The 16,435-nt window shown below is 53.5% G+C and carries 15 protein-coding genes; 12 read left to right on the top strand and 3 right to left on the bottom strand.

Annotation, left to right across the window (positions count from 1 at the left end; genetic code table 11):
• Positions 1 to 33 precede the first annotated feature (33 nt).
• The 10 genes from A7E78_RS06120 to A7E78_RS06075 all read left to right on the top strand — a co-directional run bounded on the left by A7E78_RS06120 (position 34) and on the right by A7E78_RS06075 (position 9,097).
• Positions 34 to 684 carry a CdaR family protein gene (locus A7E78_RS06120; RefSeq protein WP_072283409.1) on the top strand — a complete coding sequence of 217 codons (651 nt, stop codon included), beginning with the start codon at positions 34 to 36 and terminating at the stop codon, positions 682 to 684.
• A gap of 32 nt (positions 685 to 716) precedes the next feature.
• On the top strand, positions 717 to 2,084 hold the full coding sequence (glmM, locus tag A7E78_RS06115; RefSeq protein ID WP_072283408.1) for a phosphoglucosamine mutase: 1,368 nt from the start codon (positions 717 to 719) through the stop codon (positions 2,082 to 2,084).
• A 1-nt stretch (position 2,085) separates the two neighbouring features.
• Entirely contained in the window at positions 2,086 to 2,805 is a 720-nt protein-coding gene (locus A7E78_RS06110) for a pyridoxine 5'-phosphate synthase (protein ID WP_072283407.1), read from the top strand.
• Positions 2,805 to 3,194, top strand: coding sequence for a holo-ACP synthase (gene acpS / locus A7E78_RS06105; RefSeq protein ID WP_072283406.1), 390 nt, complete (start codon positions 2,805 to 2,807; stop codon positions 3,192 to 3,194). Before A7E78_RS06110 ends, acpS begins: the two co-directional genes overlap by 1 nt.
• Positions 3,195 to 3,278: 84 nt before the next feature.
• Positions 3,279 to 3,728 carry a CBS domain-containing protein gene (locus tag A7E78_RS06100; protein ID WP_072283405.1) on the top strand — a complete coding sequence of 150 codons (450 nt, stop codon included), beginning with the start codon at positions 3,279 to 3,281 and terminating at the stop codon, positions 3,726 to 3,728.
• 3 nt (positions 3,729 to 3,731) lie between these two features.
• Positions 3,732 to 4,226 (top strand): tRNA (adenosine(37)-N6)-threonylcarbamoyltransferase complex ATPase subunit type 1 TsaE, encoded by a 495-nt coding sequence (tsaE, locus tag A7E78_RS06095; RefSeq protein WP_072283404.1) that lies wholly within the window; start codon positions 3,732 to 3,734, stop codon positions 4,224 to 4,226.
• A complete protein-coding gene (gene lpdA / locus A7E78_RS06090; RefSeq protein WP_072283403.1) occupies positions 4,219 to 5,613 on the top strand; it encodes a dihydrolipoyl dehydrogenase in 1,395 nt (464 codons plus the stop codon). Before tsaE ends, lpdA begins: the two co-directional genes overlap by 8 nt.
• 85 nt (positions 5,614 to 5,698) lie before the next feature.
• Complete coding sequence (locus A7E78_RS06085; RefSeq protein ID WP_072283402.1) at positions 5,699 to 6,931, top strand: aspartate kinase; 1,233 nt, start codon at positions 5,699 to 5,701, stop codon at positions 6,929 to 6,931.
• A 40-nt stretch (positions 6,932 to 6,971) separates the two neighbouring features.
• Complete coding sequence (gene cimA / locus A7E78_RS06080; RefSeq protein WP_072283401.1) at positions 6,972 to 8,546, top strand: citramalate synthase; 1,575 nt, start codon at positions 6,972 to 6,974, stop codon at positions 8,544 to 8,546.
• A complete protein-coding gene (locus tag A7E78_RS06075) occupies positions 8,543 to 9,097 on the top strand; it encodes a ComEA family DNA-binding protein (RefSeq protein WP_072283400.1) in 555 nt (184 codons plus the stop codon). The genes cimA and A7E78_RS06075 overlap by 4 nt, the downstream gene beginning before the upstream one ends.
• A 435-nt stretch (positions 9,098 to 9,532) precedes the next feature.
• Here A7E78_RS06075 and A7E78_RS06070 read toward each other — a convergent pair whose 3' ends face one another.
• The 3 genes from A7E78_RS06070 to A7E78_RS06060 form a co-directional block, all read right to left on the bottom strand.
• The gene (locus A7E78_RS06070; RefSeq protein WP_072283399.1) at positions 9,533 to 10,426 is read right to left on the bottom strand and encodes a carbon-nitrogen hydrolase; all 894 of its coding nucleotides are present in this window, start codon (positions 10,424 to 10,426) and stop codon (positions 9,533 to 9,535) included.
• A complete protein-coding gene (locus A7E78_RS06065) occupies positions 10,423 to 11,445 on the bottom strand; it encodes an agmatine deiminase family protein (protein ID WP_072283398.1) in 1,023 nt (340 codons plus the stop codon). Before A7E78_RS06065 ends, A7E78_RS06070 begins: the two co-directional genes overlap by 4 nt.
• A gap of 108 nt (positions 11,446 to 11,553) precedes the next feature.
• Positions 11,554 to 13,062, bottom strand: coding sequence for a bifunctional DedA family/phosphatase PAP2 family protein (locus A7E78_RS06060; RefSeq protein ID WP_158516079.1), 1,509 nt, complete (start codon positions 13,060 to 13,062; stop codon positions 11,554 to 11,556).
• A 242-nt stretch (positions 13,063 to 13,304) separates the two neighbouring features.
• On the opposite strand from A7E78_RS06060, the gene A7E78_RS06055 reads away from it, so the two are divergent.
• Positions 13,305 to 15,713 carry a Lon protease family protein gene (locus tag A7E78_RS06055; RefSeq protein WP_072283396.1) on the top strand — a complete coding sequence of 803 codons (2,409 nt, stop codon included), beginning with the start codon at positions 13,305 to 13,307 and terminating at the stop codon, positions 15,711 to 15,713.
• A 361-nt stretch (positions 15,714 to 16,074) separates the two neighbouring features.
• Positions 16,075 to 16,413 carry a P-II family nitrogen regulator gene (locus A7E78_RS06050; RefSeq protein WP_072283395.1) on the top strand — a complete coding sequence of 113 codons (339 nt, stop codon included), beginning with the start codon at positions 16,075 to 16,077 and terminating at the stop codon, positions 16,411 to 16,413.
• Positions 16,414 to 16,435 lie beyond the last annotated feature (22 nt).

Genomic DNA, 16,435 nt, shown 5'->3' with positions numbered 1-16,435 from the left:
CAAAGAGCCGTTTCCGGAGGAAAACCAAGTAATATGTTGAGTAAGCTGACCGAAAATTGGGCCCTGAAGTTGCTGGCTTTGGTTTTCGCCTGTATTCTGTGGTTTTTTGTGACCGGCGAACAGAAGCTTGAGCGTTCCTATGCGGTACCTCTGGAGCTGAAAAACATGCCGGCCGGGATGATGGTGGCGAATGAAATACCAAGCCTGATCGACGTGCGTATCAGCGGTCCCCGCACTTTGTTGATGAACCTGCAGTTGCAGGATATCGGTATCGCCGTCAATCTCAAGGATCTGGAGCCCGGTCTGATCACGCTCAAACGCCTCGAAGAACGTCTTAATCTGCCGGGCCCCCTCAAGGTGACGCGCCTATCGCCATCCTATATTGATGTCAAACTCGAACGAGTCGTCAGTAAAAATGTGGCAGTTAAACACCAGTTAAGCGGTAAGCCGGCCGCCGGCTATCGGGTGGCGAAGGTAAACATCACGCCCCGACAGGTAATGATAGAGGGCGCAGAGAGTGAAGTGGCCGGGGTCGACAGCGTTATTACAGAAAAGTTGGACCTGACCGATGCTCGGACAACCCTTAGGGAGGAGGTCTCTTTGGTGTATCCGGGACGCTATAGCAATCTTAAAAACAACCAGGCAGTCGCGGTGGAAGTTGTTGTCGAGCCGCTGCCTAAATAGAAATAAAGTATTTACCCAGGAGACTACCTGTCATGAAAAAGAAATTGTTCGGTACCGACGGCGTGCGCGGGGTGGCCAATATTCATCCCATGACTACCGAAATCGCCATGCAGCTCGGTCGGGCTATTGCCTATATTTTTAAGCAGGATGATCGGCGACATCGTATCGTTATCGGAAAAGATACCCGGCTGTCCGGTTATATGATCGAAAACGCTTTGGCCTCGGGGATCTGCTCAATGGGTGTCGATGTGCTACTGGTTGGTCCATTGCCGACTCCTGGAATCGCCTTTATTACCTCTTCAATGCGCGCCGATGCCGGGGTGGTTATATCCGCTTCGCACAATGCTTACCAGGATAACGGCATCAAGTTTTTCAGTGGTGACGGGTTCAAGCTTCCTGATGAGACCGAACTGGCCATTGAGGAACTGATTTTTTCCAAGGAGATCGATTCCCTGCGGCCTATCGCTGAAAAGGTGGGCAAGGCTTACCGTATTGACGATGCTGTCGGTCGTTATGTGGTCTTTCTGAAAAATTCCTTCCCACGGGATCTCGACCTGATGGGTTTGAAGATCGTTCTCGATTGCGCCAACGGCGCTGCCTATAAGGCGGCTCCGGCGGTTCTGAGAGAACTCGGTGCTGATGTTGTGCTCCTTGGCGCTTCACCTAATGGTACCAATATCAATGCCGGTTGCGGGTCTCTTCACCCGGAAGTGATATCGGCTGCGGTCAAGGAACATAAGGCCCATCTCGGTATAGCCCTGGACGGCGATGCCGACCGGGTCATTTTCGTCGATGAGAACGGCCGCGAAGTGGATGGCGACTATATCATGGCCATCTGCGCCAGCGACTTGATTAAACAGGGGAAGCTGGCCAACAACACCCTGGTGGCGACGGTCATGAGTAATATGGGACTCGATATCGCGATTCGTAATGCCGGAGGCCGCATTGTCAAGACCGCCGTCGGTGATCGCTACGTAGTGGAGGAGATGCGTCGCAGCGGCTATAATGTGGGTGGAGAGCAGTCGGGGCACATGGTGTTCCTCGACCATAATACCACCGGTGACGGCATGATCTCGGCCCTGCAGGTGCTGGCTATCATGCAACGTACCGGCAAACCCCTCTCGGAGCTGGCTTCGGTGATGACTGCATTGCCCCAGGTACTGGTCAATGTGCGGGTCGATAAAAAACGGCCGGTTACTGAAGTCCCCGAGGTTGCCAAGAGTATCGCCGCCGCTGAGGAAAAGCTGGCTGAAACCGGCCGGGTACTGATTCGTTATTCCGGTACCGAACCGTTGATGCGGATTATGCTCGAGGGGCAGGACGAAGTGCAGATCGCCGCTTTGGCTCAGGATATTGCGACTGCTGTCGAAAAGCATATGTGCTGCGGAGAGGAGGCATAGCATGATCACTCTGGGAGTCAATGTCGATCATGTCGCCACCGTTCGTCAGGCCAGAGGAATTGACGAGCCCGACCCGGTTACCGCTGCGGCCTTCGCCGAATTGGCCGGTGCCGAATGTATTACCGTGCACCTGCGGGAAGACCGCCGGCACATCCAGGATCGGGATGTGGAAATTCTGCGCCGGACGGTCAAGACTCGCCTCAACCTGGAAATGGCTGCTACCGAAGAGATGATCGGAATCGCTCTCAAGGTGCTGCCCGATTGCGTGACGCTGGTTCCGGAAAAGCGTGAAGAGTTGACCACGGAAGGGGGTCTTGACGTGGTGCATTTGCGCTCAACCCTTAAAGAACAGGTTGCCACCTTGCGCCAGGGGGGAATGCTGGTCAGTCTCTTTATCGATCCCGACTTGGAGCAGGTCAAGGCTTCTCACCGGGTAGGCGCTCAGGCCATTGAGTTGCATACCGGCAGTTATTGTGAAGCCTCGGACGAGGCTAGTCGAAAAGCAGAGTTAGGGAAGCTGGAAATGGCCATGAAGGCCGCTAAAAAGCTTGGCTTGCAAGTTAACGCCGGCCACGGCCTCAACTATGTCAACGTACGGGATGTGGTAGCCCTTGGTGGCATCGCGGAGCTGAATATCGGTCACAGTATCGTGGCCCGCGCGGTATTGGTCGGAATGGAGCGGGCGGTGCGGGAAATGGTGGCGCTGCTCAAGGGGGGCTGATGACGGCACGGATCTCCGGCCTGGGCAATGATCTGGTTCGCATCGCTCGTTTTCGCTGCTTTGTTGAAGAGAACAAACAGGCGTTGCTGGAACGGATTTTTACCGCCGGTGAGCTTGCCTACTCCCTGCCCAAGGCCGATCCGGCCTCCCATCTGGCGGCTCGTTTTGCCGCTAAGGAGGCACTTTTGAAAGCCCTGGGCTTAGGTCTGCGTCGAGGGATCAGATGGCATGAGGTGCAAGTAGTACGCAATGACCTGGGACAGCCTGCCATTGTTCTGTCCGGGCGTGCCGAGGAATTGTTTCGTGACGGGGGTCATGAGACAATCCATCTTTCTTGCAGTCACGATGGCGACTATGCTTTCGCGACGGTGATTTTAGAAGGTTGCTGAAGTAAGGGTTGTTACCGGCAAGAATAACACATTAATTTTCACGGGCGGCCATCGAGCCGCCCCGTTTGCAAAAGGGGAGACGCTATGCTCAAGGCAAAGGACATCATGACCCGCGAGGTTCACACTGTTCGCATCGATACCGGGGTGGAAGAGTTGGCTCGTCTGTTCATCGAGACCGGTGTCAATGCCATGCCGGTACTTGATGAGGCCGGCGAGTTGCACGGCGTGGTTACGGAAACCGATCTTATCGCCAAAGATCGTCCGCTGCATTTGCCCACGGTCATTTCCCTGTTCGACTGGGTGATCTACCTGGAGAGCGAAAACAAGTTTCGCGAACAGGTAGAAAAGCTGACTGCCCGCAAGGTCGGTGAAATTTGTACGACCGGGATCACCACCTGCAGCGAGGATACGACGGTCGCAGAAATCGCCGCCCTGATGGTCGATAAGCAGGTTCATATGATTCCCGTCGTCGACGGCAAACGCCTGCTTGGCGTAGTGGCCCGTCTCGATATTATTCGCAGCATGGGGCTATAGCTCGTGTCTGTTTGGTCTTTGTCGACATCCAGTGAAGAGGAAACCGGCCGGCTTGGACGCTGTCTCGGCCGCCTTATCGAGCAACCCCTGGTTATCCTGCTCAGTGGCGATCTGGGGGCCGGTAAAACCTGTTTCAGCCGTGGCCTGGCCCGCGGTCTCGGGGTTCCGGAAGAGGTTCCTGTTGCGAGCCCTTCTTATACCCTGATGAATGCTTATACGGGGCGTTTGGAACTCTATCACTTCGATCTTTACCGATTGGCCGAACCGGAGGATCTGCTTGAGCTCGGCATGGAGGAGTATCTGCCGGGGGATGGGGTAGCGATCGTCGAATGGGCGGATCTCTTTACCGGGCTGGCCCGGGAATATCTTGCTGTGCATTTATCCCATGAACAGGCCGATCAACGGCGAATCGAGTGTCGTGCTGCAGGTGCGGGCCCTCTTGCCCTGATGCAAAAGTGGCAAGGGGAGTGGTTGAGCCAGGCGGGGGACAATGACTGAATACGACCTGGCGGTGATTGGCGGCGGCCCGGGGGGCTACACGGCTGCGGTACGCGCTGCCCAGCAGGGTATGCAAGTCTGCCTGATCGAGGCGGATCGCCTGGGCGGCACCTGCTTGCATCGCGGTTGTATTCCGACCAAAACCTGGCACAGCACCGCGCGGTTGCTGAGCCAGATCGATCAAGCCGCTGCTCACGGCATTAAACTCGGCTCTTTGTCTTTTGATTTTGGGGCGGCTGCAAAGCGCAAGGATACGGTGGTTGATCAACTTCACGGTGGCTTGCGTCAGCTGATGAAGAGCTACGATATTGAGGTCTTTCGAGGTCAGGCCAGGATTGAACAACCGGGCCGGATTGCTTTTCGTCGTCCCGGCCTGACAGGCCGTCTACAAGCCCGCCATATCGTCTTGGCTACCGGAGCGAGACCGGTACGTCCCGCAGTTTGGTCGGTGGACGGGAAAAATATTTTGACCAGTGACGAAATTCTTGGTATTCAAGGACTTCCGTCCAGCCTGCTGGTTATTGGCGGAGGCTATATCGGTTGCGAATTGGCCGCTATTTTTGCTGCTTTCGGTTCCCGGGTGACATTGGTGGAACAGCAACCGGACCTGCTCGGCAACAGCGATCGGGAAGCGGTGGCTTTGCTGACAAAAGCCCTACACGCTCAAGGCGTAAACATCCATGTCGGTACCGCCATTGATCAGCTTACTGTGGTTGATGGCCGAGTTGAAGCACAGCTTGCCGGCAAAGGAACAAGTCAAGTTGATAAGGCCCTGGTGGCCGTCGGTCGCGTGCCCAACAGCGACGGTCTTGGCTTGGAAGAGCTTGGTGTGGAATTAGCTGCCGGCGCCGTGGTGGTCGATGAAGGTATGCGTACCTCCGTCGAAAACGTGTTTGCCATTGGTGATCTGACTGGAGGGCCGCAATTGGCCCATGTCGCTGCGTATCAGGCCGGGGTGGCAGTAGCCAATGCTTTGGGCGGCAACGAACAGGTTGATTATAATGTGGTTCCCAGCACCGTCTTTACCCTGCCTGAATTGTCCCAGGTCGGTTTGACCGAAGAGGCCTGCAGGGCGCGGCAATTAGCCGTGGATATCGGTCGGTTTTCCTATCGTTCCAGCGGCAAGGCCTTAGCTGATGGTCACGCCGAAGGTTTCGTCAAGTTGCTGGCCGACAAAAGTGACGGTCGCCTGCTTGGCGCCACGGTAGTGGGCGAGCAGGCCTCCAATCTGGTGGCTGAAATAGCCCTGGCTCTGGGTCATGGATTGACTGCTGCCGATGTCGGCCGGCTGATCCATGCCCATCCGACTTTGGCTGAGATGGTTAAAGAGGCGGCCGAAGATGTCAACCATTTAGCGATTCATCGGCCGCCTGCCAGGCGTGAATAAGTGGATGTAATTCTGCATGGATAAGGACTCGCCATGAGAGCCATGCGGTTGTTCTATTTTATCTTTATAAGAGGAGAAGGAAGTCATGGCCCTGGTAGTACAGAAATATGGCGGCACCTCGGTGGGAACCATCGACAGAATCCAGAATGTAGCTCGTCGGGTCGCCAAAACCCATGCCGAAGGCAATCAGGTTATAGTGGTTCTGTCGGCAATGTCCGGGGAAACCAATAAACTGGTCGGGCTGGCCAAGGAGATCTGCGAACAACCCGATGACCGTGAATACGATGTGCTGGTATCCACTGGTGAGCAGGTAACCATTTCCCTGTTGTCCATGTGTCTGCAGTCCATGGGCTACAAGGCCAAAAGCTATCTCGGCCACCAGGTGCCGATCGTCACCAACAGCGCCTTTTCCCGGGCTCGCATTGAACATATCGGCGATGAGAAGATTCGTGCCGACTTGGATAGCGGGCACATTGTCGTGGTTGCCGGATTCCAGGGGGCCGATTGCAACGGCAACTTGACCACTCTCGGCCGGGGCGGATCCGATACCTCGGCCGTGGCGGTCGCCGCTGCTTTAAAAGCCGATGTCTGTGAAATTTTTACGGATGTTGATGGCGTTTATACTACCGATCCGCGGATCGTGCCGGAGGCCTCCAAGATTGCTAAAATATCCTACGACGAAATGCTGGAGATGGCCTCCCTGGGGGCCAAAGTGTTGCAGACTCGTTCCGTGGAGTTCGCCAAAAAATATGGCGTGGTGGTGCATGTGCGTTCCAGTTTCAATGACAACCAGGGAACCCTGGTGATGAAGGAGGATAGTGATATGGAGACCGTTCTGGTTTCAGGAGTGACCTATAACAAGGATGAAGCTAAAATCTCCGTGATGCGGGTTCCCGATGAGCCCGGTATCGCCTCTCGGTTGTTTCTGCCCCTCACCGAGGAGAACATTACGGTCGATATGATTATTCAGAACGTGTCTCACGAAGGTTACACGGATCTGACCTTTACTGTGCCCCATGGCGACTTTAAAAAAGCTCTGAAGACCGTGGAACAGACCAGTAAGGCGATTGGTGCCGCCGGGGTGCTGAGCGATGAAAATATCGCCAAAATATCTATTGTCGGTGTCGGCATGCGTTCCCATTCGGGAGTGGCGAGCAAAATGTTTCAGGTGCTCAGTCAGGAAGGAATCAATATCCAAATGATTTCTACCAGTGAGATCAAGGTGTCCTGTATCATCGACGCCAAGTACACCGAGCTGGCTGTGCGTGTTCTGCACGAAGCCTTCGGCCTGGGTGACCAAGGGGCCGAGTCTGAATAATACTGTCGACACTGTTGGCAGCAGATGAAGGATAGAGACCATGAGTTTGATCCATCTGTACGATACGACCTTGCGGGACGGAACCCAGGCGGAAGAAATTTCTTTTCTGGTGGCGGACAAGATCCGGATTGCTCAGAAACTTGACGAGTTAGGTGTTCATTATATCGAGGGTGGTTGGCCGGGATCCAATCCCAAGGACATCGCTTTTTTTAAGGAGGTCAAAAAGGTCTCCCTGAAACAGGCCAAGATTGCTGCTTTCGGTTCAACCCGGCGGGCCAAGACCACACCGGAAAAGGACAACAACCTGCGGACCCTGATCGAGGCCGAGCCGGATGCGGTGACTATCTTCGGCAAGACCTGGGATTTTCACGTCCGAGAGGCGCTGCGCATCAGTGGCGAAGCCAATCTGGAGTTGATCTACGATTCCCTGGCTTATCTCAAGCAGCATGTTGCCGAGGTTTTCTACGACGCCGAGCATTTTTTCGACGGGTACAAGGCCAATCCCGAGTACGCTATCGACACCCTCAAGGCGGCCCAGCAGGCTCAGGCCGACTGTATCGTGCTGTGCGATACCAATGGCGGTACCTTGCCCCATGAATTGCCCGCTATTCTGACCGAGGTGAAAAAGCATATCCAGACGCCTCTTGGCATTCATACGCACAACGATAGCGAGTGTGCGGTGGCCAATTCATTGATGGCGGTAGAACATGGTATCGTCCATGTGCAGGGTACTCTGAACGGATTTGGCGAACGTTGCGGCAATGCCAACCTCTGCTCCATTATCGCCTCCCTGCAGTTGAAGATGGGGCACCAATGCCTGACCGAGAAACAATTGCAGCGGCTGCGGGAAGTATCCCGCTATGTTTATGAACTGGCCAATCTGGTGCCCAATCCGCACCAGGCTTATGTCGGGAACTCCGCTTTCGCCCACAAGGGCGGTGTCCATGTCTCGGCCATTCAGCGTCATCCGGAAACCTATGAACATATCCGCCCCGAACAGGTCGGCAATGTTACCCGGGTGCTGGTCTCCGACCTGTCCGGGCGCTCTAACGTGCTGGCCAAGGCCGAGCAGTTCAATATCAATCTCGACAGCAAAGACCCGGTAACCATGGAGATCCTGGAAAAGATCAAGGATCTGGAGAACAAAGGTTATCAGTTCGAGGGTGCCGAAGCCTCCTTCGAATTGCTCATGCGCCGCGCCCTCGGTTCGGTAAAGCAATTCTTTTCCATCATCGGTTTCCGGGTTATCGATTCCAAGCGCCACGGCGAGGAAAAACCCTTTTCCGAAGCCACGGTACAGGTCAAGGTCGGAGGCCGCATAGAACATACCGCAGCCGAGGGCAGCGGACCGATCAACGCCCTGGATAACGCTTTGCGCAAAGCTCTTGAGAGTTTTTACCCGCAGGTTAAAGACATGCGTCTCTTTGATTACAAGGTGCGGGTGTTGCCTACCGGCAAAGGTACCGCGTCCATTACCCGGGTATTGCTCGAGTCGGGAGATAAAAATATGCGTTGGGGAACGGTAGGGGTTAGCGACAATATTATCGACGCCTCTTACCAGGCCCTGGTCGATGCCCTGCAATACAAACTGTTAAAGGATGCGGAAGACGAATGAACAACAAGGCAGGGCTGCTGTTGACGGTAGCCTTGATGCTGTTGACTGCTGGTATTCGATACGGCCGGGTGGATTCCCTCATGGAGGAGAATCCCCCGGCCGTTTCTGTTGGTGACAGCGAAGGGATATGGATCGAGCTGGGAGAGGGATTTCCCGATCAAGGGGTTCATCAATTTATTGACGGATTTACTCCGCGCAGCGTCATTCAAGTGACGCTTGGTGAGCGAAACTCTGATCGATGCGAAAAAGCATCAATTGATAAGCCTCTTACTTCTGGAGAAACTCTTTGTATTCGTCTGGAAGGCGCTGAAATTATTGAGGTAAAAAGAACATGGATGCCGGCTTCTCGACGGATTGTATTAGGCATCCCATTACAACCGCAGACCATGACTACCGCCGATTGGATGGCTCTCCCCGGAATCGGGCCAAAGTTAGCGGCTGCTATTGAGTTGGACCGCCAAAAAAATGGCGATTTTACCTCTTTTGCCCAGCTAGAACGGGTCCCGGGGATCGGCCCAGGCCGTTTGGCTGCGTGGGAACGTTTTTTTTAAAAATAATCAATTCTTGTAACTCAGCAAAAAATAGTAGGAAAATTGTTGTCAATGCTTGCATCCGCCGGCGAACCCCCTGACTGAGTTCTTAACTGGCATACCTTGTGTAATTAATAATAGACATGTGGATGAACATCAACCGTTACTATCTACCATAATTCACAAAGGGGGAAACCAGATGAGATGCCCAAAATGCAAAGGCAGAATGTACGCAGAAAAATTTTATGACTTTGTTAGGGTCTTCGATGCATGGAAGTGCTACTCATGTGGAGAAATGATCGATCATACCATCCTGGCTAATCGTGCCCGTCGCCAGGACGTTTTTGTTGGTTGATTCCACTCCCCACCCAGTTTACAGCTAAATGATTAAATGACAAGGACCGTGGCGAAGAACCATGGTCCTTTTTCTTTTTTAAAGATTATGTGATTTTCAAACTAATCCCTAAATCTTTTCGTCAGTTCCCCATAGGCATCGATACGTCGGTCCCTTAAGAAGGGCCAGATACGCCGCACTTGTTCACTGCGTTGCCGATCGATTTCGACCACCAACACCTCTTCTTGTTTGTCTCCGGCCTTAGCCAAAAGCTCCCCTTGACAGCCGGCAACGAAACTATTGCCCCAGAACATTGCACCCGGCGCATCTTTTTCAGGATTCGGTTCCAGACCGACCCGGTTGACGCTGACCACCGGAAGGCCGTTAGCAATGGCATGGCCCCTTTGAATAGTCTGCCAGGCGTCGAGCTGCCGGGCCTGTTCTTCTTTTGAATCGGCGGGATCCCAGCCGATGGCAGTGGGGTAGATGAGGATTTCGGCGCCGGCCAGGGCCATCAGGCGGGCCGCCTCGGGATACCATTGATCCCAGCAAACCAGCACTCCCAGCTTGCCGACGGAGGTGGTGATAGGCTGAAAGCCAAGGTCACCGGGGGTGAAATAGAACTTTTCATAATAACCGGGATCGTCGGGGATGTGCATCTTGCGGTAGCGGCCGGCGATGCTGCCGTCTTTTTCCAGGACCACGGCGGTGTTGTGGTAGAGCCCGGCGGCACGCTTTTCAAATAGGGAGGCGACCAGCACGACGCCAAGTTCCTTGGCGATGTGGCCAAATTGTTCGGTGGAAGGGCCGGGGATGGCTTCGGCCAGATCGAACCGGTCACAATCCTCGGTTTGGCAAAAATAGAGACTGGTATGCAGCTCTTGTAGCACGACCAATGTGGCGCCCTGGGAGGCGGCCTGACGAATGCCGGCGATGCTGCGGTCGATGTTTTCCTGGCGGTTGTCGCAGCAGCTCTGTTGGACCAGGCCGACGTTTAAGGATGGTTGACGGGTCATGACAATACTCCTTGAGGCAGTTGCATGGTCAGGCAATGCAGGGAACCATGTTGCAGAATCACTGCTGAGCAATCGATGCCGATAATCTCCCGACCGGGGAAAGCAGATCTTACGGTGGCCAGGGCCTTATCATCCTGTGGATCGCAGTAGGTGGGCACCAGCACTGCACCGTTGATGATCAGAAAATTGGCATAAGTCGCTGGCAACCGCTGACCGTCATCGTCGAAGCGGGCAGCGGGCCAGGGCAGGGGCAGCAGGCGATAGGGCTGTCCGGCTTTGGTGCGAAAGGCCGTCAGTTCTTCGGCCATGCGGGAAAGAGCCGGGTAATGTTCGTCCTCGGGGTCATCGCAGGCGACATAAAGGATCGTATCGTTGGGGGCAAAACGGGCCAGGGTGTCGATATGGGCGTCGGTGTCGTCACCGAGCAAATGGCCCTGATACAGCCAAAGAATGCGCCGGCAACCGAGAGTCTCCTGTAGCTCCTTTTCGATTTGCCCTTTGCTGTAATCCGGATTGCGGTTGGGATTGAGCAGGCACTGGCTGGTGGTCAGCAGGGTGCCGCAACCGTCGCTTTCGATACTGCCCCCTTCCAAAACCAGGGGCCTGTAATCGACGGGGGCCGCAAAAAGGTTCCGGTGTTGCAGATGACCTGTAATAGCGTTGTCCTGCTCCGCAAGGAATTTATTGCCCCAGCCATTGAATACAAAATCTTGCAGGCGGGGTGCGCTATGGGCCAGTACGGTAATCGGTCCGAAGTCGCGGCACCAGGTGTCGTCAAAGGAGGCCTGGACCAGGGTGATGGCAGCCATTGTTGAGCCGAAGGCTTCTAGCTTATCGCGAAGGGAGTCGGGGTCGGTCGTGACAATCAACACCTGTTCATAACGGCTTATAGTGGTGGCCAGTTGTAAAAAGACCGGTTCTATCTGCGGCAGTACAGCCGCCCAGTCGGTATTTTCGTGAGGCCAGGCCAGCAGGACCCCATCCTGGGGTTCCCATTCGGCGGGTAGTCTGACAGTCATTTTACTCTTCTCTCTATGGGGCTGATACCAATCTCAAGTCATTGTCAAGACGGCTCATCCTAAAGAATCCAATCTTAATTTGCAACAGATCCATGCAGGACCAGACCTCTATAGAAGGCCAAGCTGAAGCAATAGATATCGGACCATGGCGTAGAGAGCGACACCGCTCGCCAAGGCCATAATGGTGGTGCGTTGCCGAGCCGAAAGGTTTAAAGGCTGCCAACCGGAGCGCCAGGGGAATTCTCCGGTAAAGCGGCGCCGAACCTCCAGTGTGGTAAGGAGAAAGGTCAGCCAGACGGCAGCAAAAAGGTAACCGGCCACGATGTCGCTAAACCAGTGCAGCCCCAGGTAGCAGCGACTGAGTCCAACCACCAGGGTGATGAAACTCAACAGAATGATCATCATCAGGCGTGATTGCCAGTAGCGGAGAGCCCCGAACAGGTAGTAGGCCAACAAACCGACAAACAGAAGAGCTGAGAATGCATGCCCGCTGGGGAAACTGGCGCTGGTCGACTGGAGTTGCTCAAAAAAGGGTAATGGCCGTAAACGATGAAAGAATACTTTCCCCAGAAACACCAACAGTTGCCCTCCGCCTATGCCGACCAGCAGGATCGCTGCGGAGAAATCCCGATTATTGAGAACCAGCCAGAGCAGTAACAGGCCGCAAAAAATTAGCAGGGCCGGGAGGTTTGCCAGAGAGGAAACCAGCAGCATCAGGCGATCGGCCAGGGGGTGATGCAGTTGCTCAAAGACCATATAGAGTTTCTGATCGATGCGAGCAACCAGAGCAAAGGAGTTCAGCAGCCCGAAAAATAATCCGGCAAACAGGGTGCTGAAGGCAAAACCACAGGTCAAATAGAGTCCCGAACCCTTTTTCATGCTGAAACGGTCGGCGGCAAAGGACCATAGGCGCGGGAACCGTTTCGCTAGAGCGGTGACTCCCGGCCGAGACAGACAAGACCGCCAGGCAGCGCTCAGGCGCACCCACAAGGATTGGGAGCGTTTGACTATTCGGGGGAAGAACTTTTTCCAGAACAGACTGTTGAGGATAAATAACACCACCAGAGTGGCCAGCAGCAGGCTGAATTGACCGGTCAGCTGCGTTACTTTTTGCCAACTGGCCGCGCCGAGATAACCCAGGCCCGGATAGATGATGCCCCAGAGGATACAGCTTAGCAGCGTGTTGCGGGAAAAGGCTCCAGGGCGCATGGCTGAGCAGCCTGCGACAAAGGGAACACTGCCTCGCAGGGGGCCGGCGAAACGGCCTAAAAAAAGGCTTTTGCCACCGTGCCTGGCAAAAAAGAGTTCTGCTTTTCTGATCAGACCGAGACGTTTTCTAAAGAGATTACTTTGTAGTAGCCGGGTTCCGAAACGGCTTCCTAGAACATAGCTGCACATGTCGCCAACTAAAGCCCCGGTCAGGGCAGATATTGCGATCGCAGTCATATCTCCCTTGCCGTGAGCCGCCAAAAAACCGACCAATAGAACAAGCGTGCTTCCCGGTACCAAAAGACCTATCAAAACTATCGATTCGAGCAGTGCAACGGTGCCAATAAGAAGATAGTAGAGGCCTCCTCCTGGTAGTAACGTGACAATATTTTCCAAAAACGACTGCATAAAAAGTTCCGCATCCACCATTAAAGGGAGATACCTCCGGTTCCAGAAAAACTGTTCAAGCCGTCCTTTAAAGAGCTTGGAAAGGGAGGATGTTCGTACTCGTTATTCAACTTGGTCGGCTTGCCAACAAGGACCAGATTGTTACTATTATATTAGAAAAATGTCTGACTGCCCAACGGAATCGTCTGTGTTATTGAAACGGGCATTAAGGAACCACAAAACCGCAGAGAAGGGGGCATATCGTGAAACAATATCGGCTCAGTCCCGAAGAACTGACCTGGCGTTGCGATCCGGCTCAATTCGAATTTGAAACAACCGAGAAGCTTTCTTGCCTCGAAGAAACAATTGGACAGAACAGAGCCCTTGCTGCCATCGAATTCGGTCTGGGTATTGAAGCTGACGGTTTCAATATATTTATTCTGGGAGAAGCGGGAACCGGGCGTTCATCGACCATCAAAAAGCTTCTTGAAAAGCGTTCCCTGAAGGAACCTGTGCCGGATGACTGGTGCTATGTTCATGACTTCGGCGATGGATCCAATCCTACTTATATCCGTTTGCCTGCCGGTGAAGGCAAAGAGTTTCATAAGGATGTCGATGCGTTGGTAATGCAGTTGGTTGCCGCCATTCCCAAGCTTTTTGAAAGTAAAGAGTACGAGCAATCCAAAAACCAGATTGCCAGTGAATCACAGGAAAAGAACAAAAAGCTGGTGCAGGAACTTGAAGAACAGGTCAATAAAGAGGGGTTTCTTCTGCAGCGCACCGTAGGCGGATTGGTTCTGGTACCGACCAAGGATGATGAGCCCCTTTCCCAGAAAGACTTTGCCGATCTTGAGGAAGCTGACCGTCAGGCCATTGAGGAAAAGGGCGCAGTGTTGCAGGAGCAGCTCAATGAAGTATTGCGGAAAGTTGTTGAGCTGGAAAAAGAGACCCGTGCCACCACCCTCAAAATGGAAAAGGATTTACTCAGCAGAACCCTGTGCCATATTTACGAAGATCTGGCTGAAAAATATCAGAAATATCCGAAGGTTCTGGCACATTTTGAGAACTGCATGAAAGATATAATCGACCGTGTTGACGAATTTCGCCCGTCGCAGGGCACGCAGGTGCTGCCGGGGGGTAAAATGGGCCGCCAAGAGCCTTCCTTTGATCGGTATCGCATCAATCTGTTTGTGGACAATAGCGAGGCCAAGGGGGCACCGGTCGTTTACGAAGCGAACCCGACCTATTTTAACCTCTTTGGACGTATTGAGCACATTATCACCTCCGGCACGGCGACCACCAACTTCACCATGGTCAAGTCCGGAGCGCTGCATCGCGCCAACGGCGGCTACCTTATCCTTGATTGCCGCGAGATGCTGATGAACCTCTTCTCCTACGAGGCCTTAAAGCGCAGCCTGAGAAATGGTGAAATTAAAATTGAAGATATGGCTGAACAGTATCGGCTGATCGCTACCGTTTCTCTCAAGCCGGAGCCGGTTCCTCTGAGTTGCAAGGTGGTTTTGATTGGCGTCCCCTGGCTTTACTATCTGCTTTATCAGCTCGATCCGGATTTCCGCAAATATTTTAAGGTCAAGGCCGACTTCGACCGCATGATGGAGAACACTTGGGAGAATGTTCAGCAGTACGCCTTGTTTGTGGCGACCAAATGCCAGGAAGAAGAATTGCTGCCCTTTGCACCGGGCGGCGTGGCGCGTGTCGTAGAGCATGCAGCACGGCTTATCGATGATAAAAATCGCTTGTCTTCGCGATTCATCGATGTGGCCGATCTGATTCGTGAGGCCGCTTTCTTTGCAAAACGTCATAATATAGAAAAGGTCGAGCGGGAGCATGTTGAACTGGCTATCGAGTCGAAGATTTATCGTTCGAACCGGGTCGAAGAGCGGGTCCAGGAGATGATTGATGACGGTACCCTGTTGATCGATACCGAGGGCGAGGTGACCGGTCAGCTCAATGGCCTATCGGTTTATATGCTCGGCGATTACGCCTTTGGCCGGCCGGCGCGGATAACAGTGCGTACCTTTATGGGGAAGGGCGGAGTGATTAACATTGAGCGTGAAGCCAAGTTGTCCGGTCCTATTTATGACAAAGGGATGCTGATTATATCCGGATTTATCGGTGATCGTTTCGCTCAGGACAAACCCTTGGCTCTGGCCGCCTCCATTTGTATGGAACAGTCTTACGGCGGTATCGAGGGAGATAGTGCTTCTTCAGCAGAAATCTATGGGTTGCTTTCTTCTCTGTCCGGATTGCCCCTTAACCAGTCGATTGCCGTAACCGGTTCGGTCAATCAGAGGGGCCAGGTACAGTCCATCGGCGGTGTAAACGAAAAAGTCGAGGGGTTCTACATTGTCTGCAAAGCCAAGGGCCTCAATGGTAAACAGGGGGTCATCATTCCATCGTCCAACGTTAAGAACCTGATGCTCAAGCAGGAAGTGGTCGATGCAGTAGCCGCAGGGCAGTTTCATGTATGGGCCGTGTCGGATATCGACCAAGGCATCGAACTCCTTACCGGAGTGCCTGCGGGAGAAGTCCAGGATGACGGGAGCTGGCCCGAGGGAACTGTGAATTATCTGGTCGATAAACGCTTGCGGGAGATGGCTGAGGCAATTTTCAAGTTTGGCCGTGAGGAAAATAAAGATTCTGATGTCTGAGCAAAAGTCGGGTCAATGACAGTTAAAGGTCGCTTCGGAATGAAGCGGCCTTTTTTTTTGAGCGGCCATTCTCGCTCAACTGGAAAGATGATTACTTTTCAGGCGACTGATTGCCTAAGAGCTGGTGTGTTGTGCTCCAATTTTAGGCATCAATTACTCATTAATTTTTTAAGTAGTTGAAATTAAATGAAAAAATAAATTGGCATGTGCGATGCAATATTTCTTTGACAAGATTCAAAATATTGGTCTGCCTCCGGTTGCAGTTTCTCTGAACCATACAGAGCGCTTGACCGAGGGAGTCAAGCGGAGAGTTCAACTGAACGGTGACTGCCGGAGGCCATAACCCATGAAAGGTAGCAGAATGAAAAAAGTCGAATGCATTATCAAGCCGTTCAAGCTTGACGAAGTCAAGGAAGTCTTGTCGGACCTTGGCATCAACGGGATGACGGTCAGCGAGGTTCGGGGTTTCGGCAGACAAAAAGGTCATGCTGAACTGTATCGCGGTGCCGAGTATCAGATCGATTTCATTCCCAAGATCAAGATCGAGTTGGTGATTCCAGCTGCCCGTGTTGCCGAAGTGGTCGATGCGATTCGTCAAGAGGCAGCCACCGGCACTATCGGTGATGGCAAGATTTTTGTCTACGAGGTCGAGCAGGCGGTGCGTATCCGGACCGGCGAGACTGGCCCTGAAGCTCTCTAATTGATTCCTGGAACGAAACGAG

Origin of the sequence: Syntrophotalea acetylenivorans (assembly GCF_001887775.1) — a bacterium.
Lineage (GTDB): Bacteria > Desulfobacterota > Desulfuromonadia > Desulfuromonadales > Syntrophotaleaceae > Syntrophotalea_A > Syntrophotalea_A acetylenivorans.
Note: the sequence above shows the minus strand (reverse complement) of the source record. Positions and strands in the feature narration are given on the sequence as shown.